Origin of the sequence: Paenibacillus sp. OAS669 (genome assembly GCF_014873645.1) — a bacterium.
In the GTDB taxonomy this organism is placed as follows: domain Bacteria; phylum Bacillota; class Bacilli; order Paenibacillales; family NBRC-103111; genus Paenibacillus_S; species Paenibacillus_S vulneris.
Map to the genome: position 1 here is coordinate 39,707 of NZ_JADBDR010000020.1, position 26,904 is coordinate 66,610.

Sequence of the window (26,904 nt, forward strand, 5' to 3'; positions counted from 1 at the left end):
AAAACCAAAGTTGAAGTACGTGTTTTCGGTAAAAATGATAATAAGGTACGCGATTTTCGTAAAAAATATAGCTTTTGTGGCCCCGTTTTCTCTATTCGATGCCCAAACAGCGGGAGGAAAGCGTTTTAAAGGGTACGCTTATTTAGTAAAAAGCTCATGAAACGGTACGCTAAAATGGTAAAAAGCATATTTTCGGTACGCGATTTTGGTAAAAAGCAAAAGCTAGGTACGCTACTTTCTTAAAAACTGGACGCAAAAATCGTAAAAAGATAAAAAAAGAGGGCATGCCCTGGGGCATCCCCTCACTTTTTACATTGATAAAGTACGTCAATATTGTAAAAAGTAAAATGCTATTGAATGAGTGACGGAGTAGACCCCGCTGTAAAAAAGTCGGCTTTTTCCGATTCCGTTACAGGGGTCAGGATGATTTCAAACCCGTTCCCTACTCTCTTATAATCATTTATTAAGATGTTGGCTTCTTTAAATTCCTGGAGGGAAGCATCAATTTGCTTCAGGTTGCTGTCAATGCGTTTGGAACGGAAGCGAATCCGGTCGGAAAAGAAGCTGTACTCAAAATTCTGCTTCATTTTGCGTCCTTGCAGATAAGCATCGAGACGCTCCTTCTGAAAAGCATAGATTAAAATCTTGGACAGCCGGTTCTCCAGACGGTGAATAAAGTGACTGTAGATTTGTACCGTTTGCTTCGTAATGAACTGCTGGTGGAGCGTGTCCGAGAACTTGATCTCGGCATACCGCCGGCCTGTCGCATCTTCCTTCGAAACGATGACATATTCAAATAAGTTGTACAGGAAGGTCGTTTTGGTCTCTTTATTAGGTCCTGTTGTTCTTCCTTCCAGACTGAAGCGGCCGATTTTTTGCAATCGCTTTGTAATTAAATCGTAGGCCTTCTGACTGGTATTCCCGTAGATTCGCGTCAGCAGCGGACGGATATCGAATGCGATGGTTTTGTCCGTGTAAAACCGTTCCGACCGGTGCTCGATGATATGCTCCAAGATCTCTGAATCCGTTTCGTCGAGCAAGAACATTTTATCCAGCTGCACTTCCTCGTTCTCTTCGATGGAGATGAAGGAGCGGAGCACCCGGTTGTCGCTCATTTTATAGTCATCATAAATGATGGTTGCCTTTTGCTCGGAATCGAACAGCACGTTTCCTTTTAATTTGGCTTTCCCGTCGGCAAAAATCGGATTATCAATTAAATCCTTAAAGCGGTGGGTAATCCAGTTACGGGGCGCATTCTTCAAAAAATCAGCGATGATATACACAAGATCGTTCTCAAATGCTTTCTCAATCTGGTATTGCTGCTTGGATTCCAGATAAGGGTAGTCCGTAAGGCGGGTCTCGGTATCATTGGCCCAGGCTTCGATCTCTGCCAGCCGGTTTTGTACGAAGCTGGATTCATCTTTAATATTTTTGAGCATCTCTTTAAAGCCCGCATCGGCGCTTTTGCTGTCGAGGAATTGCAGCAGCACTTCCCGTTCCTCATGAATACTGGTATTGTTTTTGCTCTCTACCTCTTTTTTCAGCTGTTTATACCAGTTTTTTTTCGTCAGCTGGCGCCGTCTGTGATAGGTAGACTTGATCTCCAGCAAATCGACTACATCATCGTCATTAAAGAAAATATTATTCATAATGTTGCGGATGTAGTTTTCAATCGATAGAGCGGCATCACTATCTTCTTCATCCTTGTGGATCAGCTTAAGAAGCCGTTCCCTCGTTTTCTCCCCAATAAGAACTAGCAGTTCATCAAATATGAATCGAGGAATTTCTTGTATTTTCACGCTCACGGAATCTCTCCTCCCCCGATCATTTTGGCTACTTCTATTTTATAATTTCCCACGCAAATAAACAATGGAATTTACCAGAATCACACAGGCTTGTATGCTATTTTTTCTAGATTCATTACTAGGGCTTGCTGGCGTTATAACAGAACAAGCTCTTCCGGTTCAACGGAAAAGCTTGTCATCTAGTACAGCTATAAATGACATAGAGAGTAACTGAAGCGCTGTCCGCTCAAGCGGCTTAGCAGCTCAGCCGTTCTCTCCCCGCTCAGCAGGCCCGGCTGGTCGATGACCAGCGCGCAATTGCCCGCTCCGAGCGTATGTTGAAAGTCCAGATCCCACAACCCGTAGGACTTGCCTGTATCGGGGTCCTGCCAGGTTGCCGAAGGATTATCCACCCACGCTTCCAAAAATGAGGACCAATCGGCCACCTCTTTCCCGCCGTCCCTGGTGACAGGCTCGCAGAAGTTTTCCCCTGCATGGACGGTAAGGGTGTCCCCGTAATCTTCAAACCAAAGCCCCTTGCATTCCCCGTACCGGATCAATGTATGATGCTCGTCATAAAAGCCGACGGGCTCAAGCTGCTCGCCGAAGCAAAAGGAATAATATAGAGGACCGGGGACAAAGCGGGTTGGGGAATCAAACGTAAAATGCTCCGAAACCCATCCATTGTCACGCAGCTCCTGGATCAGAACCGGTACGCTGAGCGCATCGCCGTCGTAATAGCCCGCCGGAGTACGCCCCCTTCTGCGGTCATGAGCGAAATAGTAGGAATGAGGCACAATCCCTGCCTGCTTGAGGCCGTCGATGAAGGTACGCAAATCCAGCGGATCCGGAAAAGGAATGCCTGAAGCATAAGAAGTGAGCCCATGCTCCTGCACCACGATGCTTTGCCAGAGCTCCCATAGGGTCGTCTCGGCAATGCAATTGCCCTTCGGCTCTTTCCAGAAGCCGTAACGAAGCAGCTCCCGCTGCAGCTTCTGCAAATCCGGCTTCGGCAAGAGCGGATCGCAGGGAAAAACATACATGAAGTGTTCCGACATCAGCTTCCTCCTGCTTTAGCGTCGTTCGGGTTCATGCGGACACCCGCACCCAACTCAACGCTTCAATCTGTTAATGATTTCGTGTGTGACTTGCTTCGTTGTGGAGCTGCCGCCAATATCCTTGGTCTTCACTCCGGACTGCGTCACATCCTCCACAACCTTCAATAGATGCTGGCCCATTTCCTGATGCCCCAGGTGATCCAGCATCATCTTCGCCGTCCAGATTTGGCCGATAGGGTTGGCAATGCCTTGCCCTGCGATGTCCGGAGCAGAACCATGAACCGGCTCGAACATGGACGGATACTTGCCGTTCAGATTGATATTGGCGGCGGGAGCAATACCGATACTGCCCATAATCGCGGCCCCGATATCCGTGAGAATGTCACCGAACAGATTGCTGGCTGCAATGACATCAAATGTATGCGGCTTCGTAACGAAGAAGGCGGACAGCGCATCAATATGAACGGATGCCGTCTGTACATGCGGATACGATTGGCTGACCTCTTGAAACACCTGGTCCCAAAACGGCATGGAGTATACAATTCCGTTGGACTTGGTGGCGCTGGTAACGTGGCCTCTCCGTTTTTGCGCCAATTCGAACGCATACCGGATGGCGCGTTCGGTTCCTTTTCGCGTGAACACCGCGTTCTGAATCGCGATTTCGTCATCACCCTTGTGGATACGTCCGCCGATCTCGCTGTACTCGCCCTCGCTGTTCTCTCTGACAACCAAGAGGTCAAAATCGTTCGGATTAAGAAGCGGTGAAGCAAGACCGCGAAAATATTTCGCCGGCCGAATGTTAATCACCTGCTCGAACTCCCGCCGAATTTTGATCAACAGCCCCCATAACGATACATGATCCGGTACGCGTCCGGGATCTCCTACGGCGCCAAGAAATATCGCTTCATAATTTTGCAGGATGTCCAGTCCGTTATCCGGCATCATTCGGCCATGCTGCTCGTAATAATCACAGCTCCAGGGAAAGTGGGAGTACTTGAATGAGATCCCTCCATGTACTTCCGCTACGGCGTCCAGCACTTCCGTTGCAGCGGGCACAACCTCTTTCCCGATACCGTCACCGGGAATAACAGCAATCTCGTACGTTTTCACTCCAAGCTCACTCCTTATGGATGAAGTTGAATCGATGACATTATCTGTAACCGCTTACCAATCTACCATTCAGCAACCGTGCCATCCTCATGGCGCCAGACCGGATTTTTCCAATCATGACCGATTCGGGCCATTTCGCGAACCTTCTCTTCGTTTACTTCCACCCCGAGTCCCGGGCCTTGGGGAATCGACACGAAGCCGTCCTTGTAATCGAAGGTTTTGGGGTCTAGGAGATAGTCCAGCAGATCGCTGCCCTGATTGTAATGAATGCCCAGACTTTGTTCTTGAATGAACGCGTTAGGAGAACAGGCATCTACCTGCAGGCAAGCCGCCAAGGCAATCGGCCCGAGCGGGCAATGCGGCGCCAGCGCGATATCGTAAGCTTCAGCCATGGCCGCGATTTTACGCGTCTCTAGAATTCCCCCGGCATGGGACACATCCGGCTGGATGATATCGACGATACCCTGCTGCAGCAAATCCTTGAAGCCCCAGCGCGTATACATGCGCTCTCCTGTAGCAATAGGCGCCGATGTATATTTGGCGATTTCCTTAAGCGCCTCATTATTCTCAGGGAGGACGGGCTCCTCTATAAACATGGGCCGGTAGGGCTCAAGCTCCTTGGCCAAAATCTTGGCCATTGCTTTATGTACCCGTCCGTGAAAATCAATGCCGATGCCGAACCGAGCGCCTCCGGCCTCTCGAACCGCAGCGAACCGGTCCAGCACCTCCTGCACTTTATCAAATGAATCAATGAAGTGCAGCTCCTCCGTAGCATTCATTTTTACCGCCGTAAACCCGGCTTCGATCTGCTTGAGGGCAGCATCCTTCACATCGCTCGGGCGGTCGCCGCCGATCCAATTATAGACGCGAATCCGGTCGCGGCATGCTCCTCCCAACAGCTCATATACCGGGGCGTTATAATATTTTCCCTTAATATCCCATAAGGCCTGCTCTATGCCTGACAGGGCACTTGTAAGAATCGGACCTCCGCGATAAAATCCTCCCCGGTACATCACCTGCCAAAGATCCTCGATCCGCAGCGGATTTTGCCCTATGAGATACGTGCTCAACTCTTCCACGGCCGTTTTTACGGTATCCGCTCGTCCTTCGACGACCGGCTCTCCCCAACCGACCAATCCGTCATCGGTTGTTATTTTCAGAAAAAGCCAACGTGGCGGAACCTTGAACAATTCCAGCGTTCTGATTTTCATTACGGTTCACCTGCTTTTCAATAGATTGGGTGTGACCTATGACTCTCTTGCCCAAGCCTAATTTTACCATAAAACCTGCAGGTGAATCGGGTTAAAATGATCCGCTTCATGCAAAATAACCCCGCAAAGCGGGGAGAGACTGTGGAAAAACCTGTGAAGCTAGAACTATTGCTGATATACTACGGTGGGGTATACCCCTCCAGCCGCTATTGAAACCCGCGAATTGGATTATATTTAGCGGTACTTTCGTGGGTTTCAAAGGCGGACGTAAACTCCTCCGAGGCATACCCCACCTCCGTATTTAGCTAGTTCACGTAAAACTAGGTTTTTCAACAGCCTGACCCCGCAAAGCGGGGCTACGGCTTCGAAGCAAATTCAGGTGCTTTGCGAGGATCAAAAAAGCCGCGCTTTACACGCGGCCTTCGTTAGATTTGATGATTTTCACGATGCACAGGGTTCACGAGAACCCACATAAAATACAAGACCTTGGCTGCTTTTTCACGGGTAACGCTTTGCTTCGGTTCGAGCCCCGTGCCGCAGCTGACCTTTCCTCGAGTTATTCCCTTCTCCGATCGGATGAGACCCAGCTCATAAGCCTTCTTCACTTTGTCCGCGATATTCGGAGCAATGCCACCGGTATCCGTCAGCTGTTCATAGCTGATCATGGGATCGTAGGTGACGTCCGTATTACCCGAATCGAGATTAGGATCATGATGACGGTCGGCGGGTCCGGAGGGTTTGCCGTTGTAATCCGTCATATATTTCGGCTTCTCGGTGAACTTAGCATGATATGCATCAAATAATATAGCGGCCATCAGTTCACGGGTCAAATCCCCGCGAGGATATCCCTGCATCGCTGCTGGCTGGATATTCATGATTCGCGATAGGGCCGTAATAAATTCCTCTGTAGACATCATCCTATGGGGATGAAAATGACCGTTATGATCTTTATTCATGACGCCGAGCTGCAGCATTTTCTCGATCTGATTCCGGTAATAGGCTGTTTCTCCAGCCCTGGTGTCCCTTGCCAATTCAGGAAAAATCGGCTCCCAATCCTCGAAAGCGGCAGCGGCGGCAACGTCCTTCCTCAAATAGGAGGCAAGCTCTAAAGCCGTTGGATCACCCGCCTCACCCAATTTTACCATTTGAGTGGCGATGATTTGTGCGAACGTTTTGGCCAACGCTTCCTTATAATGCGTTCCGTCTATCTTATTGGCCGGATGTCCATTGGCATAGCTGCCGTCATTGGTCTTACCGGGTGTTTCCCCTGCCTCTATGGACATAAATAGGGCTGTCGTTGCTTCGACTCCGATCTGGTTGTAATAATGAATACTTTCGGAGTTCAGGTCGATAACGGTAATTCCCAGCTTTTGACCCAATGCCTTCATCAGCTCAGGAAATTTTCGCGCTCGAAAGGAGTTCGTGTACCGGTGCCCTGCCGCTGCGCTGCCAAGAACTCTGGAAGGAGGCGTAACCAATACGGGGATCATCCCTCTGGCACGAATAGCCGGAACATACACATGCTCGATATAGGTTCTGTACATAGACTCTGTGGAGCCTCTGCCATAGCGGCGATATTCGTCCTCCCTCTCATCGTTATGGCCAAACTGTATCAGCACATGGTCTCCCTGACACCCCGTCATCAAGAGATCGTTGAGCCGGCCCTCGGCATAGGCATTTTTGAACGACCGTCCGCCCATGGAATAGTTGATTACGGTAACTTGGTCCCGGTCAAACAGCCGGCCTATCACTTGGCCCCAGCCGCACATCGGTGCTTCATCGAACGTATAGGACTTGACGGTGGAATCCCCTAGCAGGAAAAGGGTAGGAAGGCTGCCTTCCTCTCTCGGCTGAGGAGCAATCGGGCTGATGACAATCTCCTCAACGCCGACGGGAATACCGGAGTATTTCGGTTCAATTTCAATATCGAGGTAGGGCAGGCCGGTTACGAATCGGAAGCTCCACTCCCTTGGACCGGTCCGGGCATAGGTATTGACCGGTATAAGTCTGGCTGCGTCCCAATAACCGCTATCCAGGATACGGCTGGCTTGCAGCCCGGAAACAGAGACCATCGTATCCGCAAGCTCGGACGCGGTCTTAACATAAATCTCGTAGGCCCCGGCTGGAACATCGATTCGGAAGGCCATGCCGTAATGGTTGAAGTTGTCGTTCTCATGGCCCGGCTCATAGTAAAAGTCCGTTTCCGTCAGGATAAAGCCCTCTTCCGTAGAAATGATAGAGCTTGTATGCACCTCCCTCGGGGGAAAGGCACAGGTTTGAAGAAGAAAGCCGAAGGACGTTTCCTTACTGTACAGAGGTACGCCGTTGTTTTCGTTGCAGGTAACTCTAATGTATCCGGCTTTATTTGACTTTCCGAAATAAAACTTCTTCGCTAATGGTTCTGTCTTGGTTGTCACAGGCTGCTGCCCCTTTGCATTTTCGTCATTTCAGCGGTGTAGCTCACCGGCACGTCTATTATTTCTTTTGCTCCGCCTCGATCGCCTTGTTCGCCGTTTCTTCCGCCTGGCGAAGCACCGTATTCGTATCCAAGCCCCCCATGATATAACCCGGAATATTGTCGGTCAGCGGTTTCTCGCCAATGGAATCGAACTTGCCTTTCTTCGGAACTTCGGGATATTTATTGTAAAATACCGCATTCCAGTTCAGCTTTTTCGGGTATTCGCTGCCCATTGATTTGCGGATAGCATCATCCTTAAGCGGTGTAATGTAGCCTAATTTGGCACGTGCCGCCTGATATTCGTCAGACACCAAATATTTGATGACTTCCATTGCCGCCTCTTTGTTCTTCGAAGCGGACGACAAGTTCACGTAAGTCGGGTACGGCTGGAAGCCTACTCCCGGAAGCTCCTTGAAGGTCGGTGCGGATACCATGTCGAAGTTAACGGATGGAGCCAGGCCGTCCGCAACCAGGTCGGAAAAATAAACGTACATGGCCAAATTTTTCTTTTTCAAAAATTCGTCCTTTGCAGGAACCTTGTTGTTATTGCCCTTCATATACTCGATGAACAGAGGGTCCGTCGACTCGCCTTTAAATATCGTATCCATCACGATTTTCCATTTGTCATTACCGTAGGTCGATTTGCTGGAGTCGGCATCCACGTAGGGAATCGAGAACGGGTTCAGCTTTAAGACATGGCCGGTAGAAGCCGCCAGGCCAATATAGGATACGCCATCCTCCATCCGCGTGAGCTTCCTGCCGAGGTCGATAGTTTCATCCCAGGTCATGCCGTCCTTCGGATAAGGGATGCCGAATTTATCGAATATGTCCTTATTATAGAAGGTGACAATCCCCATCATGCTAATCGGAAGCCCGTATAACCCCCCGTTCGCAAGCGATTTCATGGCATCGATGGAAACAGGCTCGAACCGGCTCAAATCAATATTATTTTTTTTGACCAAATCGGAAATATCAGTCTGCAGCCCCGGGGCTATTAATCCGTCAATCACGCCTGTCTGCGCTTCGAAGATGAGGTCTACCGAGGTTCCGGCAGTCACAAGCTCCTGGATGGAGGAACCGGGCCCTTTTTGAATATAATTGAATTTCCAGTTCGGAAATTTTTTCTGAAGGTAGCTGGTCACACTTGCATTAAAGCTGTCTGAGGCGGTTCCTGCACTTGAAGTCATAGTAATTTCAATCGGCGCATTCAGATCGACCGTATCAGCCTTTACGTTCTCTTTGCCGCTATCCTTAACCCCACCGCTGCAGCCGGCTGCAACAAAAGCACAGACCGCTACGCTAATTCCGCTTTTCAGAGCTTTTTTCATAAGAATCTCCCCTTTAGTCTATTGATAATCCTCAAATCAAGCTAATTGCCTTTGTTTAATAAATGAACAAACTATACACAAAGCTTTCTTTTGCTGTCGTTCTAATGCTTCTTTTATTATGCGGTCTCTTTCTATGATTTGATATGACGTTTTCATTCCTTTTTTTGACCAAATGTAACTCATTTATGAATTGGGTAGACTCTCTTGCTATAATACAAATATGGTGTAGTTGCAATTACTCACTAGAGGGAGGATATTTCTTTGGCATACAAGGTCAGTTTTCCAAACGTTTCCAGCACATTGCAGCTAGTAGGCTTCCATTTTCGAGTGGCGGAACCCGGCTGGAGCTATCGTGATCATTATCATAAAATGTTTGAGATCTTGTACTGCTATGACGGCAGCGCCGTTCAATATGTCGAAGGGAACGCCATCCCGTTCGGCAGCGGTGATTGGCTCATCATTCCGCCCGGGATGCGACATCATGTGGTGAATAACGGCCCGGATAACTATATCTATCTTTCCTTTCATTTTGACATAGATGATCTGGATCTTCGGCAGTGGTTCCATGCTCAGCCTATCCAAAAATGGAATAACCGTCAAATTCCGCGGTCAGGGCTGGCCCGGCAGCTCGATAATATAGATGAATTGATTATGAATAACCTTCTGGCCGAGTCATCGGATACCGGCTGCTCGAAGGAATTGGAGAGCACCGTTCTCGTGAAAGAAAGGCTTCGCATGCAGGCCGTAATCCTGATGATCCTATGTGAAATTATTGAGCTGCAGCTTCTTGAATCCGGGCCGTCGCGGTCGGCACAACAAGAAAATTCCATCTATGAAGTAGAAACCGCTCATCGGATCGAGAAATATATATCGGAGCATTTTCATTTGCCCGATATTTCTATTGCCAAGATTGCCAGACAGCTTTGCTTAAGCCGGGTGCAGTGTCACAAGCTGTTTACAAAAGTGTACAATGTTTCTCCCAGGCAATATATGACGAACAAAAAATTGCAGCAGGCGAAATATTTATTGATTCACACCGATTTGAAAATCCAGATGATCTCGGAGCAGCTCGGGTTTGCCTCACAAAGCCACTTCAGCCGGCAGTTCAAGCGCTGGACCGGCGTTTCTCCGCTGCACTATCGTCCCAAAATCGCCCGGGAGGCTGGTTCTTCGGAAGTGAAGAAGTGAGTTTCGATAAAAAAATACCGTCCGGGCCTTGGCCTGGACGGTTTGCTATAGCTGCGACATCCGTTGCTCGAGTCTAAAATCCGATGAGGGCGCCTCCGTCTACAGGCAGCACGGCGCCATTGACGAATGAGGCTGCCGGCGAGGCCAAATAGACGGCGGCCCAGCCAATATCATGAGGCTCGCCGAATGTTTTCATAGGCGTGCGGCCGAGTATTTTTTGCGTTCGCGGCTCGTCTCCGTCCAATGCTTTGCGAAGCATCGCAGATTCGATCCAGCCGGGGGCGATGCCGTTCACCCGGATGCCGTATGCGGACGTCTCGGAGGCCAGTGTCCGCACCATACCGAGATAAGCGGATTTGGCGCTCGCATAGGCTATCACATGGGGTTGTCCTATGAACGAGGTCATGGAGGCCTGGAAGATAATATTTCCTTTGTTTCTCTGCCTCATGCGGGGTACCAAGGCGCGGCAGAGAGAGAACGCTCCGAGCAGGTGGACGTCCATCACAGCCTGAAAGTCTTCGTCCGTCGTCTCCTCGATCGGCTTCTTGCAATGGTTGCCTGCATTGTTGACCAGGATCGAAACAGGCCCGATAGTCTCCTCGACTTCTTGTATGAACAGTTCGGTCCGCTTCGTATCCGCTACATCGAACGAGCGGTAATACACCCCTTCGCCCATGGCTTCAGCGAGCTTTGTCCGTTCCTCCCCGCAGCCTGAGCCGACCATGATGACCTCCGCCCCGGCGGCTTGAAAGCATTGGCTCATGGCCAGGCCGAGTCCGGTTGCTCCCCCGGTAATAAGCGCGCGTTCGCCCGCAAGACTAAATATTTCATTCACGGTTTTCATATCGTTATCCCTCACAATTCGTCCCTGTGGTTTGATATTTGTACGGGATGTAATATTCCTTATGATGAAGCTTCTCCGCTTGGGTCAATCGCCCTGCGCAGGTCTGAACGACAAGCTCGAGCAGCTCTGAAGCAAGCGTGTCCATCGTCTTCTCGCCGGTTAATGCCGCACCGGAGCAGAAATCCAGATCATCGGACATTTTGCGGTAGGTCTTCTCATTGCCCGTAATTTTAAGTACCGGAGCGACGGCGCTGCCGACGACGGTGCCTCTGCCTGTGACGAGAAAGACGAGGTGGGAGCCGCTGCAGATGAGGTCCATCAGCCCTTCATTATCGTTCGGATTCGTGTAGCCGAAGCCCATGAAATGCGGGTCCGGCGTACTATCCAGCAGCCATAGTCCGGGATGCGGCGGAGTTTGCGATACGCGGAGCACGCCTTCGATCGGCTTGGAGCCGCTTTTGACGAAGGCGCCCATGCTTTTCTCTTCAATGGTCGTCAGCCCTCCGGCAAAATTGCCCGGCGACACCGAATACTGCCGAACGCTTTTGCAGTAATCGAGCATCTTGTCGTAAGTCGCCTCCAGTGCGCTTCTAACCTCCTCGTTCGCTGCCCGGGCGAGCAAAATAGACTTCAATCCAATCGCTTCAACGATTTCCTCGAAGATGGCAGTCCCTCCTGAAGTGACGAGCAGGTCGAACAAGCGGCCTACAACCACATTGCCTGCAAGTCCGGATGTATAGTCCGAGCCGCCGCATTCTGCGCCGATGACCAGTTCGCTCAGGTTCATCTTGACGATCACCGTTTCCCGCTCCAGCTGCCCATGCAGCTGTTTAACCGCGTTCTTGCCGTCCTCGATCGTCTTCATCGTGCCGCCTCGCTCCTGGATCAGCATCCATGCAGCCGGCTTGCCTTCCTTCAGCGCGATCTCGGCCAAGCTCTTAGCCTGCAAATATTCGCAGCCAAGTCCGACGGTCAACACTGCGCCTACGTTCGGATGCCGAATTAGCGCAATCATCATCCTTAGCGCGTACTCGTTGTCCGTACAGCCGGCGAAGCCTACGACATCGACGTCGATTTCGGAATGTTTGAAGTGGCTGCCGATCTCCTTGGCGACGAAGGAAGAGCATTCCACCGTGTACATCACCAGCACTTTATTTCGAATCCCTTTGGAGCCGTTTTTGCGAAGATAGCCCTTCCAGGAAGGAAACGAATCTTCTGCCACCGAGACCACCTCATTCCACAACATTTAACACACTGGATAAGAATTGCCCTAGCGATACTCCATATCCGTAGGTGCTCCCGACTTGACATCAAGAGTAGAGGAGCGCGTATCGTGGAAGCTTTTGCAATTATGCAGATGCACCCATTCTCCGGCTTGAATATCGCGAATGGCGAGTCCAATGGCAACCCCATATTTTATGACCGCTTCGCCTTCGTCAATATGGCGCTGCGCCAGCTTATGTCCTTGCTTGACCGGCTCCCCGGCGAATCCGATGGCGGTTCCCCCGGGTCCGTAAACGGCTATCTCCCCCGGCTCCAGATCGGATAAAGCGACGCTTACATTATCGTCCGGATGGATATGAAAGCTGGCTTGACGGAACTTGTCGCTCATCCTGCTATCCCTCGCTTCCCGGATTATAAAATTCCGTATTTGGCAAATGCTGCTGTACTGGACAATCCCGCTTCGATTTCCTTGCGCACCAGCTTCTCTCCTCTCGCCTTTTCAAGAGACCGTTCGATCACCTCGGCCTCCAGCTCCGCCGGAATGACGACGACGCCATCGAGATCGGCAAAGATCAGATCACCGGGCTGGATCCAGACCCCGCTGATTTCGATAGGGCAGCGGTAATCGACAACCTTGGTGCGTACCGAGGAATCCTGAGCGAATCGTCCCCGCGAGAATACGGGCCAGTTCTGCTCCAGCACCTTGGGCGTGTCCCGGTGATAGCCGTTCACGATGGCTCCCGCCGCACCGCGGGTCTTGGCCGTTGCGGTCAGTATCTCTCCCCAATACGCGCAGCGCATGTCCCCGCCGCTCGCAATATACACATCTCCCGGCTCCAGCTGATCCAGCGCTTCGGTCAATAACCCGAAGGGCTTCTCCTGCCTGCCGTACACGTCAATCATGACGGCCGGCATGGCGCGTCCCGCCAACACCATATGCTCTTTCATCGGCTGAATTGCCGGAGCAAGAATTTGATGATATTTGCCTAAATCATCCAAAATATCTCCGATAACCGGTGTGTACAGGTCCCGTTTCATCAATTCGAATAATTCCAGGTCGTTCTTCGCTATGCTCATTTGCAAGATCCTCCGCGGAGATTCATAGTGGTGCTTTTATTTTTATTATATGGGTGGTACGATGGGATTACATCGCCAATAATCAACTGAAAATATATAAAAATTGAGGTCGTATTTATGAGCTCCATGAACAATATTATCAATGACATTATCAGCCCGAGCTCTGTCCATCTCCTGCATCTGCCGGATCCTCAGAGCCAGCGGCTTCCTTTTCGCATCGTCGCTTGCGGGCATTATCACTGCCTGCCGGGGTACAGGGTCCAAAGGCAGGGGCTCAACTACCGGATTCTGATTTTGACGCTGGCAGGCCGAGGTACAGTGACGTTCCGCGGACAAAAGTTCCAGGTGACGGAAGGCCATGCTTTTTTGCTCGATTGCAATGAACCTCATATTTATGAATGTGTCGGGGATAGCTGGGAGATCAAATGGGTCCGGTTTGAGGAATCGGCAGGAATTCACTACGAAGCGCTCATCAATGAGGGCAAGTTTCAGACGATTGCATTACAAAAGCCCGGTTCCGTTGAGGCCCATATGGATACGGTGCTGAAGCAGGTCAACCGCAATGCGCCTACGGCTGACCTTAAGATGGCCGAAGCGCTGTGCGGAGCGCTGACCGCTCTGAGCGAGGAGAAATATACTCACGATACCCTGAAGCTGTCCAGCACTTCGGCCAAAGCAATCGCCGAAACGATAACGTATATGGACCTTCATTATAACGAGGATGTATCGGTTCATGACATGGCTGCAAGGAACCATTTGACCACCTACGCCTTCATCCGGACCTTCAAGCGCCAGACGGGACTCACTCCGTATGAATATTTGCTGAAATTGAGGATTGCGAAGGCACGCATGCTGCTTGTGCAGACGGATGAACCTGTTCATGAAATATCCGAGCAGGTCGGGTTTAATAACGTCAACAATTTTATTCGCAAATTCAAGCTGCTCACGAAAACGACGCCGCTGAAATACCGGCAGCAAAATGCGGATTTATTTTATTGAACTGCATAGTCAGGAAGTAAAACGGGCTTCGCCGTGTTATGGCGAAGCCCATTTAGGTTGACGCGGTATTATAGCTCGAGTATGGCCTAAAATGCAGCAGGAATGATATGCTGCCGTCTTTTTACCGGGGAGGATATGTCCTTTCATCGTCAAGCTATTAAATATATAAAAATTGATGTAGGTCACCTTAAGGGGTTCTTCTGCTATGATACCGCTTCGTTATGATGTTCTCTATGAAGCGGCTTCCTGCCATAGGTCATAAACCGCCATACTTTCTCCAACGGTCCCATCGGAAAAAATTGAAACCAAACCACGCTATACAAGATTTGAATCGTAAACGTTAGTACCGAAATGATAACAATATGAACGGGAGATACCGTCTCTAGATTCATGAGAGAGATCATCGCTAATCCTATAAAGCTTTGAGCCCAATAATTAGTCAATGCCATTTGACCCACACGGGCAATAGGCCGAAAATATTTCGCGATCCTATCATGCTGTAACAGCTGAAATAAGCTCGCTAAGTAAAAGTACGCTGCCGGTATGGCGCCTAAAGCTATGATATTGTCCATATGCGGATCATGCCCTTGTGACGCGTACCATGTCCAGATGGAGATTCCGATAAAGCATGGCAGTGAGACCAGCCGGACGGTTCGCATTTGCTTTGAGAAATCATTCGGACGGCTGATCCATCGTGCTTTTGCTGCCAGAAAGCCTGATAGAAACATTATGAAAATGGCTGCGGCATCATTCCCGGCAAATGCAGTCACTTGCGAGAATCCTCTTATTTCGGGCGAAAAAATGTCTAACAAGAGGGAAATGATATGAATAAAGATTAACGCGCCAAGCCATCTGGCTGTAGTTGAAGCTTTGACCCGATAAAATGGGATCAGAAGAAAGCTGATAACGGCATAAACAGCAAGGATGGAGCCCCAAAAAAACAAAAAATGGATGACGCCAAGAAGAAATAGTGCCAGCAGACGTCTGGCAAAACGCAAACGAGGCTTATCCCCGCGGCTTTCGGCACGTGAAGCGAAAATATAAAAGCCTGCGCCGAATAAAAAAGAAAACATGGAAAAAAACTTTTTTTCTACAAAAATATCAATCAGGGAACTAATTATACCATTAAGACCGGTATAATCAGGCATTGGGGTCCCTTCAACTATAACTTTATATGCCCCGGCGTTGATAAACAAAATGCCAAACAAAGCCAGACCGCGGATCATATCTAAGGCGGCGATTCTTTCTTGTTGAGTGATGGATGGATTCACAGTGTTCACAGGTAACTACTCCCTTATTTCAATTTCCTGTGTAGTATATCCACTCAACCTTTCACCATGTTGATCTAATGCTTACATTAACCTTAAAATTTTTTCCGCCGTCTCGAAAGATCCCATGCTATTGATATATGAACCCCGAAGATGAAGCTTCAGCCGTTGGTGAAGACATGTAGAGCGGCAGCATGATTTCTACAACCGTTCCCTCACTGCTGCTTCCTATATTCATCGTACCCCCGTGGGCTTCTACGATTCGGTGGGAGATCATAAGTCCCAGTCCCGTACCTTTTTCCTTGGTCGTAAAAAACGGCTCGCCTACCTTTTGTATAATCTCGGACGATATACCGTGACCTTCATCCTTGACCTGCACACGCAGTGCATTGGCATTCCCCAAAGCAACGTCTACGTACACATTTCCGCCCTTAGGCATAGCTTCAATCGCATTTTTCAGCAGATTTACAAAAAGCTGCTTTAACTGATTTTCTTCGCATAAGATGGGAGGCAGCTCCGATTCAAAACGTGTTATGATCTGCACTCCTGTAAGAATCGCCTGAGTCTCCAGAATAGATACAACGCTGGTAATAATGTGCGCTATATCTTTGAGACTGAAATGGCTTAGGTGCGGTTTGGCAAGCGACATAAACTCGGTAACAATAAAGTTGATCCGGTCTAATTCGCTTTCCATAATATCAATATAAGGAATGTTTTTCTCCTGATACCTTGTCTTCAACAGCTGCGTAAAGCCCTTCAAGCATGTCAGGGGATTTCTGATCTCATGAGCGACGCCGGCTGCAAGCTGACCGATCACGGACAGCTTCTCGGATCTCCTCAACAGCTCCTCCGCGCCCTTTCTTTCGCTGATATCCCTTATGGAGCCTATCAGACGGACCCTTTGTTCCTCCAAATCCCGGATGATTTGCCCGTTGCACTCCACCCATAAGTAATTGCCGTCGGGCTGCTTTATCCGATATTCTAACCGAATCGGCTGTTCCATCTGAGCTTGGTCGAACAATGCGGCTTGTACGGCCGCTCTATCCTCCGGGTGAACCAGGGACAGTAAATCCGCATCGGTCACTGGCGGGCGTTGAAAAAATTCATTTACGCGCTCGGACCATAAGAACCGCTTTTCCTCTACGGACCATTCGAAGATGGCGTCCATGGCTGCCTTGGAGACGGCCTCCAGCATATGGTTCGTTTTGCGAAGCTGAGCAAGAAGGTCTTCTTTTTCCCATGCGGTTGCCAACCGGTGCATCGAATAGGTGATCGTATCGCTTTTGAAATAAGACCAGCTTTCATCAATCGGATGGAGCATAGCCATAACTCCCCAATCCCGTTCATTAGGAATTACCGGATGGATCGATATGATATTACCGGGATCATCGAGCAATTCCTTAGGTATGCAATGAAGCGGAGGAAATTCCATAGGTGAGCATACAACTTCTTCAGCCGGAACAGCTATATCGTCCTTGGTATAATAGTGCTTGACATACATTCTTCCGCGCTCCGAAGGCTCATTGAACCACTGGCCGTAGCATCCCCATATGCATTGTAAAGAGTGCATCCATGACAAGTTGTTCAGCTTCGTAGCATCCCGATAAGATAAGTAATGGATAGTCCGGTTGGCGGACATGCTTTGGTTCAATAGCTGATAGGAGTGAAACAGCTTTCCTTGATCTCCGGACCCGTTCGCATTCTCATGACTGCAGCCGCACGATCCTCTCGGGAGAAGGGTCATCTGCATACGGATATGCTCTGTCTGCATCAATCCCGTTACCATCCCCTCTTCCAGCAGATCCATAGAACGTTTCGCCGTATCCGCCAGCGGCGGCTTGACGGTAGAAACGGCAGGGTCCGTATGCTCCGCCAAGGGATTATAGTCATATCCCATCACCGCAATATCCTCGGGGATTCGGTAGCCTTCCTTTTTGAGCCTATCGATTAGAGCTATAGCCGTTATATCATTATTGGAAACGACAGCCGTACAATCAAGCTCTCCTTTCACAATCATATCGGCCACATGGTACCCTCCCGATTGAGCATCGTTTCCAATGACGACCAGCAAGTTGGGATCCAACGGAATTCCGAGCCGTTCGGAAGCGTTTACATAGCCTGAGTATCGTTTTTTGGTGGACAGGTTCATCATATTGCCGACAAAAGCGATCCGACGATGCCCATGCTGAAACAGATGCTCTATGGCAAGCTCCATCCCTTCCTCATTGGCAAAATGGATGCTGGGATAATGCACGGAATGGTGGTTAATTCCTACAATCGGCCGGTTCAGCCGTTTAAGCTCATTGACAATGTTTTCGTTCAAGCTGTAATCGAAAACAATCCATGCGGCCGCATGTACAGTAGCCAACGGGATGGAGTAATCACTATTCGTTTTTGGAGTTTTCATTACGAGAAGTCTATACCCGCGTTCGATGACGATCCGATTTAGTTCGTATAAAAATCCTCCGTATAAGCTTCCATCCAAATAAGGGGTAATCACCCCGATAAAACGGCTTAAGCTCATCATGCATTCTCCCTTATCAGATAAATTACGCTAATCTTTACATTATCGCATTGCAAGCCCTGTTCCTTGTGTAAATGCCTGATGTATCGGAGGAAGCGATTCCCAGTATATAACAATATATATGATGCAAGAGGCCCTCGTTGTCAAGACGATTTTGTGAAAAGGGGGCGGTAAAGGTCTATTTGTCACCAAATGAATTGGCAAAGCCGTAAAAAAATAATAAAGCTGCCTCATCCATCAACTGATGAACAATGAGACAGCTTTACCTATTTACTTCATTCTTATTAAGGTGCTGCAGGCCCTACGTCTGCCGTGGTTAATGGCTTTCTTACAACGCTCGAGGTCGAATATTCGTCCGCCCCGATATCGTTGACCGACCGCGTCTGCCCATCCATATCGTCGGTAACGTAAGGATAGGAGCCGACGGCTGCATTGATGGCGGGACTTGCGGATGTCAGCTTTTGCAGACCTCCTGATACGGCGAACAGAGGATCGATATTTTTGATTTCGGATGACGTTCTGGACACATTATCCAACGAAGCGCCATAACCGATATTGCCTTCGAATACCGTATTCGAGGTTTTGGCTTCATTATAAAGCGGGCCTGCCGAACCCTTAGCTATATTGTTGGCAATTCGGCTGTCCACAGGGGCGTACGTATAGCTTAAACCGACGGCAATGCTGCTGGCTTTGCTATCCACGACAGTGTTATTGGTTACTTGGACGCGATACGCTCTCCAGTGCTTGGTTAAATCCGTGCTCGTATAATTGTCGCCGTTCGGTCCCGCATCGAAATCTCCGCCGTCGATATTGATGGCTGCTTGAGTCAGCTTCTCGAAATAGTTGTTGTAGATCTTGTGATCATTGCCATATATTCGAAAACCGCCTACTCCCGCCTTAGCCCCATCGCCGAAGAAAAAGTTCCCGTAGAAGCTGTCATTATGCCCATGCCTTGCGGTAACCTGAGCTTTGTTAATACGGAATGTATTGTAGCGTACCGTGTTGTTTTTGCTCTTCACCGAGATGACTTCCGGATCGCTGTCCAGGCTGACGAATAAATTGTATTGAATCGTATTGAACCCGTCCGACATGGACAAGCCGGATAAGCCTACGCGGATCGTTTCGCCGCCATTCTCCGTCTGCGGGTCCGCATCATGGAAGTAATTGTACTCAATCGTGTTGTATTGGGCTACCTGACCGTTCACTCCGTCGATTGAAATCATTTGGCCGAGATCATGTCTTGGACCGAATTCATTATGATCGATACGGTTATTATTGCTGCCCGCACCGTTCAGCACGATCCACTTGGTTGCCGAGGTATTGTCGGCAAGAGCCAGCTTATTGCGCGTGATACGGACATTGCTGGAAGCGGACAACGAAATGGCGGTTCCCGAATTGGTAAATTTCATTCCTTCTATCGTCATGTAGGACGAACCGCTTAGCTTGAAGCCTCCAGTGCCAGCGATAACGGCCTGCCCTTGGTTCGCTGCTTTGATTACAATAGGGCTTGATGCGGTCCCATTCTTACTGCTGATTGAAAAAGGACCCGTGTAAGTTCCGTTGGCCAGTACAATCGTGGTCCCTGCTTTTGCAGCGGTAATGGCCGCGTTCAGTTCAGCTGCATTCGTAACATTCACTACAGTCCCGCTGCCTGCGGAAGAGGAATCCCCGTAAATCTCTACCTCCGTGTAGCTGTTCCAGGCATTCAGGGAGTTCCCGTGACCGACGATGCGCACATAACGAACCGGATCGACATCGGGGAAATCAAACGTCTGCAAGCCGTCGGCCAACGCACTCATAACATTGGCTTTAACGGTTGTAAAGCTTGAATTGTTTGTAGAAGTTTGGATATCAAACGTGGAAGTCCGCGTGCTGCCATTCAAAAATGCAATTTTGATATAAGCTGCTTTTTTGTTGGAGCCCAAGTCAAATTGAATCCATTGGCCATCCCCGCTTGCCGACCAGCGTGTGTTCAAATTCCCGTCAACCGTATTCCCCGGGACATTGCCGTCATCTGCGCTAGCGCTTACTGCCGAAGCGGGGATGCTGAATTTGGCGTCCGCCGCCATCCCCGTCACAGGAAGCATAGTTATAAGGAGACCCATAATCAGGAACATGGCAGCCCATCTTTTGGTTGCAAGCTTCATAAACTCACCGTCCTTTGTTCATATAAATTCTAAAACAGGTTCATTTGTTTGGTAACGCTTCATCACCTCCGTCGGACTCAATGTATCACAAAGGGAAACGGGAAAATATAGTTAAAACTCACATGATTTGGTCCTATGCTCAGGTTTTATAAGTGTTCCTGCGGGTATGGAAGATGTCAAAAACACCCCGGTCATCCCGAGGTGTTTATCATGAATCTTATCCTTGCTTAACGCGATCTGCAATGGCTGTAAGATCGAGTCCTTTCAGAGCCCCTTCAATCAGCTCGGGCAGCTTCTCCGGCGAGCAGCCGAAGCAAGGAATACCGTATTGGGCCAGCTTCTTCGCCACTGCATCGTCATAAGAGGGAGCCCCTTCGTCTGACAAGGCCAGCAAGCAGAGGGTCTTAACCCCAGCCTGGTGCATATCGACGAGTCTGCGAATCATTTCGGATCGGTTGCCGCCTTCATAAAGATCGGAGACGAGAATGAACATCGTTTTTTTCGGCTCTGTGATGAAGGCTTCACAATAGGCAATAGACTTGTTGATGTCCGTGCCTCCCCCGAGCTGGATACCGAACAGCATATCGACCGGGTCATTCGCACATTGCTCGCTTAAATCGACAACCTCCGTATCAAAAGCAACCACGCGGGTGTCCAATGCGGGCATGCTTGCAAAGATGGAGCCGATTATCGAGGCGTAAATGACCGACCCGGCCATGGAGCCGCTCTGATCAATATCCAGAATAACGGTCCATTCCTTGCTGCGCCGCGCACGATCAAAGAAATAGACCTTTTCCGGAATGAGCAGCTTGCGCTCCTGATCGTAATGCCGCAAATTTTTGCGGATCGTCGTATTCCAATCCAGACCGGTGGCGGAAGGCAGAGGGGAATGCCGCCTCCGGTTCAGTGCCCCGGTAACGGCTCTGCGCAAATCCTCGGAAAGCCGGCGGACAATTTCCTCCACGACGGCTTTGACCAGCTGCCTTGCCGTTTCCTTGGTTCTCTCCGGTATTTTGCCTTTGAGTGCCATTAATGTCGCGACCATCTGAATGTCCGGTTTTACTTGCGCCAGCAGTTCAGGCTCGAACAGCAGCTGCTTTAAGCCTTTACGTTCAATCGCATCCGCCTGAATGACCGAAACGATATCCGGCGGGAAAAAGGTGCGGATATCCCCCAGCCATTTGGCCAGCTTGGGGGCGGAGGGACCAAGCCCTGCCTGCTTGCGCGGATTTCCCGCGCCGTTTCCGTTCTCATTGCTGTAGGTATCATCGTATATGGCTGCGAGAGCTTCATCCATCAGCGCCGTTTCCTCATCCAGCAGACGGCCGCCCGAACCGAAGGACTGAAGCTTTTCTTCGGATTCGGCGCCCAGGATGAGACGCCATCGTTTCAGCTGCTCATGTCCGATTATCTCCATGTTTGTCATAGGCTATAGATCTCCGAAATCATAATCATTAAGCTCATGCAGCATCTCCCTTTCTTCCTCGCTCAATGGCTGCTGCAAGGTTGCGCCTACTGCGTTGGCATCCAACCCCCACAGATCGCCCATCATCTCTGCGACGGCGGCTTTTTCCCTTGGCTCGAAGGCCCCGAACGCCCTTCGGAGGAACACAAGGGAACGCTTGAAGGCTTGCTGATCCAGCTGCTTGATGTATAAGTCAAGCTGCTTCCACAAGACCGCCCGGGAAAGGAGCGCATAGCGGTTGCGCATGGATAGTCCCTCAAACCAGCCGGCTCCGAGATCTACAGGAATGCCCGGCGATAGGCGGCGCGACACTTCCTGGGCCACTTGCTCCTCTTGAAGCTTGCTTTGCTCCAGCAGGATGGCAAAGGCAAATCCCGACAGCTTCGCATTCCGGTCATCACGCGAAGCCAGCTCCTGAAGCTTGGTCTGCCATAACGCATCGTCCACATCGTTGTAATGCTCCTGTGCTATGCCGTGCATCAGCTGAATCGCTTCCGCCACACCTCGGGCAGCATCATCATTGCAGGAAGCAGCGCTCAGCAAAAGAAGCGTCCCACGCAGGAACAGCTGGCCAAGCAGCGGTACGAGGGCTGCCGTCTCGATCCGGCGGATGGAACCGTAGCCGATCAGAACAGACAGCTCGTAGGCGGAAGCCGCAATCTGCTCGAAGCTTCCCGCCTCTACTGCCAAACCTTGCAGCGCAGCTTTTGCCTGCTCCATCAGCGGCATAAGGGCGCATTCGCACGCCGCCCGGATGATCCTGGAGGCTTCGGCGATGTCCGTACACGCGTCAAGCCGCTCCTTGAGCACATAAGCCGCAGCCAGCTCGATCGTCTCTCCCTTTAATGTGGACTCGACCGCTTGAATTTCCGCCTCCGGAGTCCATTGCAGCGTCCAATTCTCCGCCCACGTTGCAGAGTTCTGCTGAACACGCTGCTTCTTGGCAAAATCTATGCCAAGGAGCTGCAGCCGGTGCAGCAGCACCGAACGGTTCAGATCCAGGAAGGCAGCCTCCTCCGACTTTACTCTGCGATTTTCCCGCAGATCCAGCTCCAGCGTAGCGGCAACCGTTGTCCTGTACTTCTCCAGCTTGAGCCGCTTCAGCTCTCGGTTTAAATCATCCTGAACCGGAGTCTGGCTGACGCCCTCCGGCAGCTGCCCGATGGCCGTTCCTACATTGGTCCTTGCCAAAGCCTCCGAGATGGTAGACAGCTCCCCATAGCCCAAGCAGACGACGGCCGCATCCTGCAGATCCCTCCATGTAGGATGATTGCCGTCATGAAGCGCTGCAAGCGCCTCTGCCAGCCGCACAGCCTCAATAAGAGAGGCTGTGGAGCGATAGGTGCCGTGAGCCCGCAAGTGAGCGGCAACCTCGGAGAAATACAACGACGGCAGCCGACCTAGATCCTCCGCCAGCAGGCACCTCCAGAACAGCTCGAAATAGGCCGGGGCTTGATTGCCCGCACCGTATCCGGAATGTGTGGACAGCTTGTAATAGGAATAGGGCATTAAGGTAAGCTTTGTCTTTGCTTTGGGCAGCGCCTTAAGCTCCGCATCGGTCATCAGAGGCAGGCGCAAATCCATAGCCGAAGCATGGTGAGCACCGGTTACGACGACGATCCGCTCCGGATCGTGACCTGCCAGAATGGCCTTCTGAATGTTCCTCCGCATGTACGATTCACGGATCTCATTGTAGGCTGCTTCCTGTGGGGCCAGCTGCCATTCCTGCTGTTCCGTCAGCTCCCTTATTTGTTCGGAAAACCGGTGTATTCCCGAACGATAGGCACCCTTCGTCAAGCTATGCTCAAAATGACGCTCCCAATAAGCCTCGTAATCCGGTTCTCCGGATAACTCGGTTACACGCTGATAAAGCGTTCTCTGCTGCTGCCAATAAGTCTGTAGGGCATCGGAGCCTTCCGAATAGCGGTCTCTTTGGTTATGCTCCTCGTCACCAGCGCCTTCTTGATCCGAGAGTCCCCCGTTTCGCTTCGTCTCGTGCAATGCCAGACTTTGTGCTGTCGGCAGATCGATGAACGACGCCAAGGCACCGTTACGATTAGCCCATTGAAAAGCCTGGTATTCGGGAGAGTATTCCGCATAAGGGTACAACAAAGTCCGTACCGGAAGCTGGTCCGTATAGGCGAGAATCGCTACAGGAGGAACGACGCCCTGCGAAGTGATTTCGGCAATGAACTCCGTCGCATCCCCCGGTCCCTCTATCAATACGGCCGTCGGTTGGATTTCGTCAAGAAAGGCAAGCAAGTGATAGGCGCCGGCCGGAGATAAATGTCTGATGCCGAATACATGAAACCCTTGATCGCGGCTCAGTTGTTCATCTCCGAGCACGCGTAGTACAGATTTCGCCATGTCGCTCCCCGCTTTTTCATCACATTTTCCAAATACTCTTTCCATACCAGTCGATCTTTTTCTTCATCCTTAACAATAGCGCCCTGCAAGCCCGCGGCAATATCCTCCTCGCTGATGTGCCCGTTTCCGAAGCTGCCGGCAAGAGCCATGCTGCCCGTTAGCAGGGAGATGGCTTCCGCCGTCGATATGACACCGCTCGGCCCCTTGACTTTCTCCTTGCCGTCCAGCGTCATGCCGCTGCGCAGCTCGCGGAATATCGTCACAACCTTGCGTACCGCTTCTTCCTCCGGAAGCGAGGCCCGCAGCTCGTAGCTTGCGGAGATTTCACCTACCCGCTTGCGCACAATCTCCACTTCCGTCTCGATGTCTGACGGAGCGGGCAGCACAATAATATTGAAGCGGCGTTTCAGTGCCGCCGACATCTCGTTCACGCCCCGGTCCCGCGTATTGGCCGTCGCAATGACGGAGAAGCCTCTTGCTGCCGACACCTCGCGTCCCAGCTCGGGAATGGAGATCGTCTTCTCGGATAGAATCGAGATCAGAGCGTCCTGAACCTCCGATGCACAACGGGATATCTCTTCGAACCGCGCGATACCGCCTGTCTCCATCGCCCGGAAAATGGGGCTTTTAATAATCGCCTGCTCGGAGGGGCCTTGGGCTAACAGCATCGCATAATTCCACGAATAGCGGATGTGCTCCTCGCTGGTGCCGGCCGTTCCTTGTATCACTTTGCCGGAATCCCCATGGATTGCGGCAGTCAAATTCTCCGATAACCATGATTTCGCTGTACCCGGTTCCCCTATCAGCAGCAGGGCGCGGTCCGTTAGCAGCGTGGCGATGGCCATTTCGACCAAACGCTTATTCCCAATGTATTTGGGCGTGATAGGAACGCCATTCACTTCGCCGCCCGTCAGAAAGGTGAGCACCGCCTTCGGCGAAAGCTGCCAGCCTGCAGGTCTCACATCCTGATCGAAATCCTTTAATACCTCCAGCTCCTCCGCATACAATCGCTCGGAAGGCAATCTTACGACATCTTGCTTCTGATCCATTCCCATAATCCCTGTCCCTTCTCTTGGTTATCCTGCATTTGGTTTGTATCCGGCTTTGCCGCTATGGTCTCGGCTATTTCCAATATTTGTTCCTTCAGGCTTGGATAAGTCAGCTGCTCCGCGTGCTGTCTAAGGCGATCGGCATATTCTCTTGGCAGCATGGAGAGCAGGGTTAACTGCACGCGGTCCAAATAGTAGTACTGTTTATTGCCGCCCTTTTCCAAAATATCCATAAGCAGCTGCGGCGCCCGCGGCTCCTGCATGCCGAACAGCACCAACAGCATGTTGGACGTCTGCCCCCGGTTAAACTGCGGCTGCTTCTCGCATTTGGCTGCCAGGTACTCGATGACGTTCGCATCGGGCTCTTGAACCAACCGGCAAACCAGATCGGCCTCGTCCAACTCAACGAACAGCTGAACCCAGCGAGGATCCCAGACGGTCCTTTCCGCTTCTTCCTCTTGAAAAGGCTCGTACTCCAATCGGCCCGGGTACCAGCGTGTTTCTTCCTGGAAAGCACGCAGCAGCGTCTTGGCTGCAGATTGCTTCTTGTTACGAAGATCGTTGTGAAATTGTTCATATACGTCTTCCGGTGAAAGGATGCGCAAGGCTGCCTTAAAGCTGTAAGCGATGAATTTCCCGTGGAATGCTTTATGCAAGCTCACCGCAAACTGATAGGCTTCCGGCAGATCGATATCCAGCAGCAGCTCCGCTGCCGCCTCTTGAGCCGCTTCGGTTTCTGTCTTTATGAACTCTGGCGCAGACAGCAGCTTTTGCAGCAGAAGTACGACTTCCGCCGTTTGCTTTCCTTCCAGACTCCGGATATCGGCAAGCAGCTGTTGAGCCGCTTCCTCCACGTTGCTCTGCTGGATGATACGCTCTAGTGCATGCTCCGCGTGAGCGATAATTTTAAGCGTCAAGCTATGGGATTGACACCTTCGGATCGGCTCGATCGCCAGCTCGTGATCCTTCGATACGAGCGCATGGTAGAGCCGTTCTGCCGCCGGTTCCGAACCCAGCCGCGCCAGAGCGAACAATGCTGCGCTCCGGATTTCCTTCTTCTTATCATCGGCCTGCGCCAGAATGTAGTCGATTTGTTCCGGATAATCCCCTAACAGACCGATAGCAGCCGCACGTACTTCCGTCGATCCTTCGTGAGCCGCCTGCCTTAAGAAAGCCAAGTCCTCTCCGGGCAGCAGCTCATGAATTAGCTCCAGGCGGCGGGCATCTCCACGACCTCCGTCCAGCTTGAACTGCTGAAGCAGCACAGGCAGCGCTTCTTGCCCGTAAGCGGGAATGACAACGCGTTGAATAAAGTCCGGAATTTCGCTGTAGCTGTCGTCAAGCGCGCTGACTGCAGGCGCTATGGAACGCAGGTCTTGAAACAGCCCTTCCTCCCAGCCCTGTTTCAATAGCTCCAGCCGCCCCTGTCCTTTGGACGTCAAGGCTTGAATCAATGGAGAGAGCTTTCGATAAGGCAGCGCGGTCGGCAGACTGGCGTCAGTACCAGCGACAGGAGCTAAAGGCTCTTTAGACTCTGTTCTGCCGAGCGTATGCAGGATGGCGTTGAGCAGCGTTTCCAGCTCAAGCAGCTTCCGGGCGGCCTCACCGGAATCGGCTGTAACCACCTGATCGACCGACTGAGCCAAGCGCCCAAAAACCGGAACCGATTCGGCCTGCAGCTGCAGCTGGGAAGCCAGCTTCTGCAATCGCATGTCTCCTGCCGCTACGGTGCTGCCCGCTATAAACAAACGCCGCACTTCGTTCTGCAGCTCAAACAATACATGTAAACTCATAATTCGTCTC

At 50.9% G+C, this 26,904-nt stretch carries 19 protein-coding genes; 2 read left to right on the top strand and 17 right to left on the bottom strand.

Annotation, left to right across the window (positions count from 1 at the left end):
- Positions 1-350 precede the first annotated feature (350 nt).
- The 6 genes from GGC63_RS30720 to GGC63_RS30745 all read right to left on the bottom strand — a co-directional run bounded on the left by GGC63_RS30720 (position 351) and on the right by GGC63_RS30745 (position 8,949).
- Positions 351-1,805 carry a hypothetical protein gene (locus GGC63_RS30720; RefSeq protein ID WP_079910996.1) on the bottom strand — a complete coding sequence of 485 codons (1,455 nt, stop codon included), beginning with the start codon at positions 1,803-1,805 and terminating at the stop codon, positions 351-353.
- Between the two features lie 188 nt (positions 1,806-1,993).
- Entirely contained in the window at positions 1,994-2,842 is an 849-nt protein-coding gene (locus GGC63_RS30725; RefSeq protein WP_192705540.1) for a hypothetical protein, read from the bottom strand.
- A gap of 54 nt (positions 2,843-2,896) precedes the next feature.
- Positions 2,897-3,952 (bottom strand): tartrate dehydrogenase, encoded by a 1,056-nt coding sequence (locus tag GGC63_RS30730; protein WP_192705541.1) that lies wholly within the window; start codon positions 3,950-3,952, stop codon positions 2,897-2,899.
- Positions 3,953-4,014: 62 nt separating this feature from the next.
- The gene (gene dgoD, locus GGC63_RS30735; RefSeq protein ID WP_192705542.1) at positions 4,015-5,163 is read right to left on the bottom strand and encodes a galactonate dehydratase; all 1,149 of its coding nucleotides are present in this window, start codon (positions 5,161-5,163) and stop codon (positions 4,015-4,017) included.
- A 425-nt stretch (positions 5,164-5,588) separates the two neighbouring features.
- Entirely contained in the window at positions 5,589-7,580 is a 1,992-nt protein-coding gene (locus tag GGC63_RS30740) for a GDSL-type esterase/lipase family protein (RefSeq protein ID WP_192705543.1), read from the bottom strand.
- A gap of 58 nt (positions 7,581-7,638) precedes the next feature.
- Positions 7,639-8,949 (bottom strand): extracellular solute-binding protein, encoded by a 1,311-nt coding sequence (locus GGC63_RS30745; protein WP_192705544.1) that lies wholly within the window; start codon positions 8,947-8,949, stop codon positions 7,639-7,641.
- Positions 8,950-9,210: 261 nt separating this feature from the next.
- On the opposite strand from GGC63_RS30745, the gene GGC63_RS30750 reads away from it, so the two are divergent.
- A complete protein-coding gene (locus GGC63_RS30750; RefSeq protein WP_192705545.1) occupies positions 9,211-10,137 on the top strand; it encodes an AraC family transcriptional regulator in 927 nt (308 codons plus the stop codon).
- A 73-nt stretch (positions 10,138-10,210) separates the two neighbouring features.
- Here GGC63_RS30750 and GGC63_RS30755 read toward each other — a convergent pair whose 3' ends face one another.
- Genes GGC63_RS30755 through GGC63_RS30770 form a run of 4 tightly spaced genes read right to left on the bottom strand, consistent with a single transcriptional unit; the run spans position 10,211 to position 13,282 of the window.
- A complete protein-coding gene (locus GGC63_RS30755) occupies positions 10,211-10,981 on the bottom strand; it encodes an SDR family NAD(P)-dependent oxidoreductase (protein WP_192705546.1) in 771 nt (256 codons plus the stop codon).
- Between the two features lie 4 nt (positions 10,982-10,985).
- Complete coding sequence (locus GGC63_RS30760; protein WP_318781148.1) at positions 10,986-12,203, bottom strand: UxaA family hydrolase; 1,218 nt, start codon at positions 12,201-12,203, stop codon at positions 10,986-10,988.
- Between the two features lie 48 nt (positions 12,204-12,251).
- Positions 12,252-12,593 carry a UxaA family hydrolase gene (locus GGC63_RS30765; protein WP_192705548.1) on the bottom strand — a complete coding sequence of 114 codons (342 nt, stop codon included), beginning with the start codon at positions 12,591-12,593 and terminating at the stop codon, positions 12,252-12,254.
- Between the two features lie 23 nt (positions 12,594-12,616).
- Complete coding sequence (locus GGC63_RS30770) at positions 12,617-13,282, bottom strand: RraA family protein (RefSeq protein ID WP_192705549.1); 666 nt, start codon at positions 13,280-13,282, stop codon at positions 12,617-12,619.
- A 117-nt stretch (positions 13,283-13,399) separates the two neighbouring features.
- On the opposite strand from GGC63_RS30770, the gene GGC63_RS30775 reads away from it, so the two are divergent.
- Entirely contained in the window at positions 13,400-14,281 is an 882-nt protein-coding gene (locus GGC63_RS30775; RefSeq protein ID WP_192705550.1) for a helix-turn-helix domain-containing protein, read from the top strand.
- A 203-nt stretch (positions 14,282-14,484) separates the two neighbouring features.
- Here the strand turns inward: GGC63_RS30775 and GGC63_RS30780 are convergent, their stop codons facing one another.
- The 7 genes from GGC63_RS30780 to GGC63_RS30810 form a co-directional block, all read right to left on the bottom strand.
- On the bottom strand, positions 14,485-15,561 hold the full coding sequence (locus GGC63_RS30780) for a DUF418 domain-containing protein (RefSeq protein ID WP_318781149.1): 1,077 nt from the start codon (positions 15,559-15,561) through the stop codon (positions 14,485-14,487).
- A 118-nt stretch (positions 15,562-15,679) separates the two neighbouring features.
- Positions 15,680-18,076 (bottom strand): substrate-binding domain-containing protein, encoded by a 2,397-nt coding sequence (locus tag GGC63_RS30785; RefSeq protein WP_192705551.1) that lies wholly within the window; start codon positions 18,074-18,076, stop codon positions 15,680-15,682.
- A 281-nt stretch (positions 18,077-18,357) separates the two neighbouring features.
- Entirely contained in the window at positions 18,358-20,220 is a 1,863-nt protein-coding gene (locus tag GGC63_RS30790) for a chondroitinase-B domain-containing protein (protein ID WP_192705552.1), read from the bottom strand.
- 217 nt (positions 20,221-20,437) lie between these two features.
- On the bottom strand, positions 20,438-21,646 hold the full coding sequence (locus tag GGC63_RS30795) for a VWA domain-containing protein (RefSeq protein ID WP_192705553.1): 1,209 nt from the start codon (positions 21,644-21,646) through the stop codon (positions 20,438-20,440).
- Between the two features lie 3 nt (positions 21,647-21,649).
- Positions 21,650-24,052, bottom strand: coding sequence for a DUF5682 family protein (locus tag GGC63_RS30800; protein WP_192705554.1), 2,403 nt, complete (start codon positions 24,050-24,052; stop codon positions 21,650-21,652).
- Positions 24,010-25,101 (bottom strand): ATP-binding protein, encoded by a 1,092-nt coding sequence (locus GGC63_RS30805; protein WP_192705555.1) that lies wholly within the window; start codon positions 25,099-25,101, stop codon positions 24,010-24,012. Before GGC63_RS30805 ends, GGC63_RS30800 begins: the two co-directional genes overlap by 43 nt.
- Entirely contained in the window at positions 25,077-26,894 is a 1,818-nt protein-coding gene (locus tag GGC63_RS30810; RefSeq protein WP_192705556.1) for a HEAT repeat domain-containing protein, read from the bottom strand. Before GGC63_RS30810 ends, GGC63_RS30805 begins: the two co-directional genes overlap by 25 nt.
- Positions 26,895-26,904: the final 10 nt, after the last annotated feature.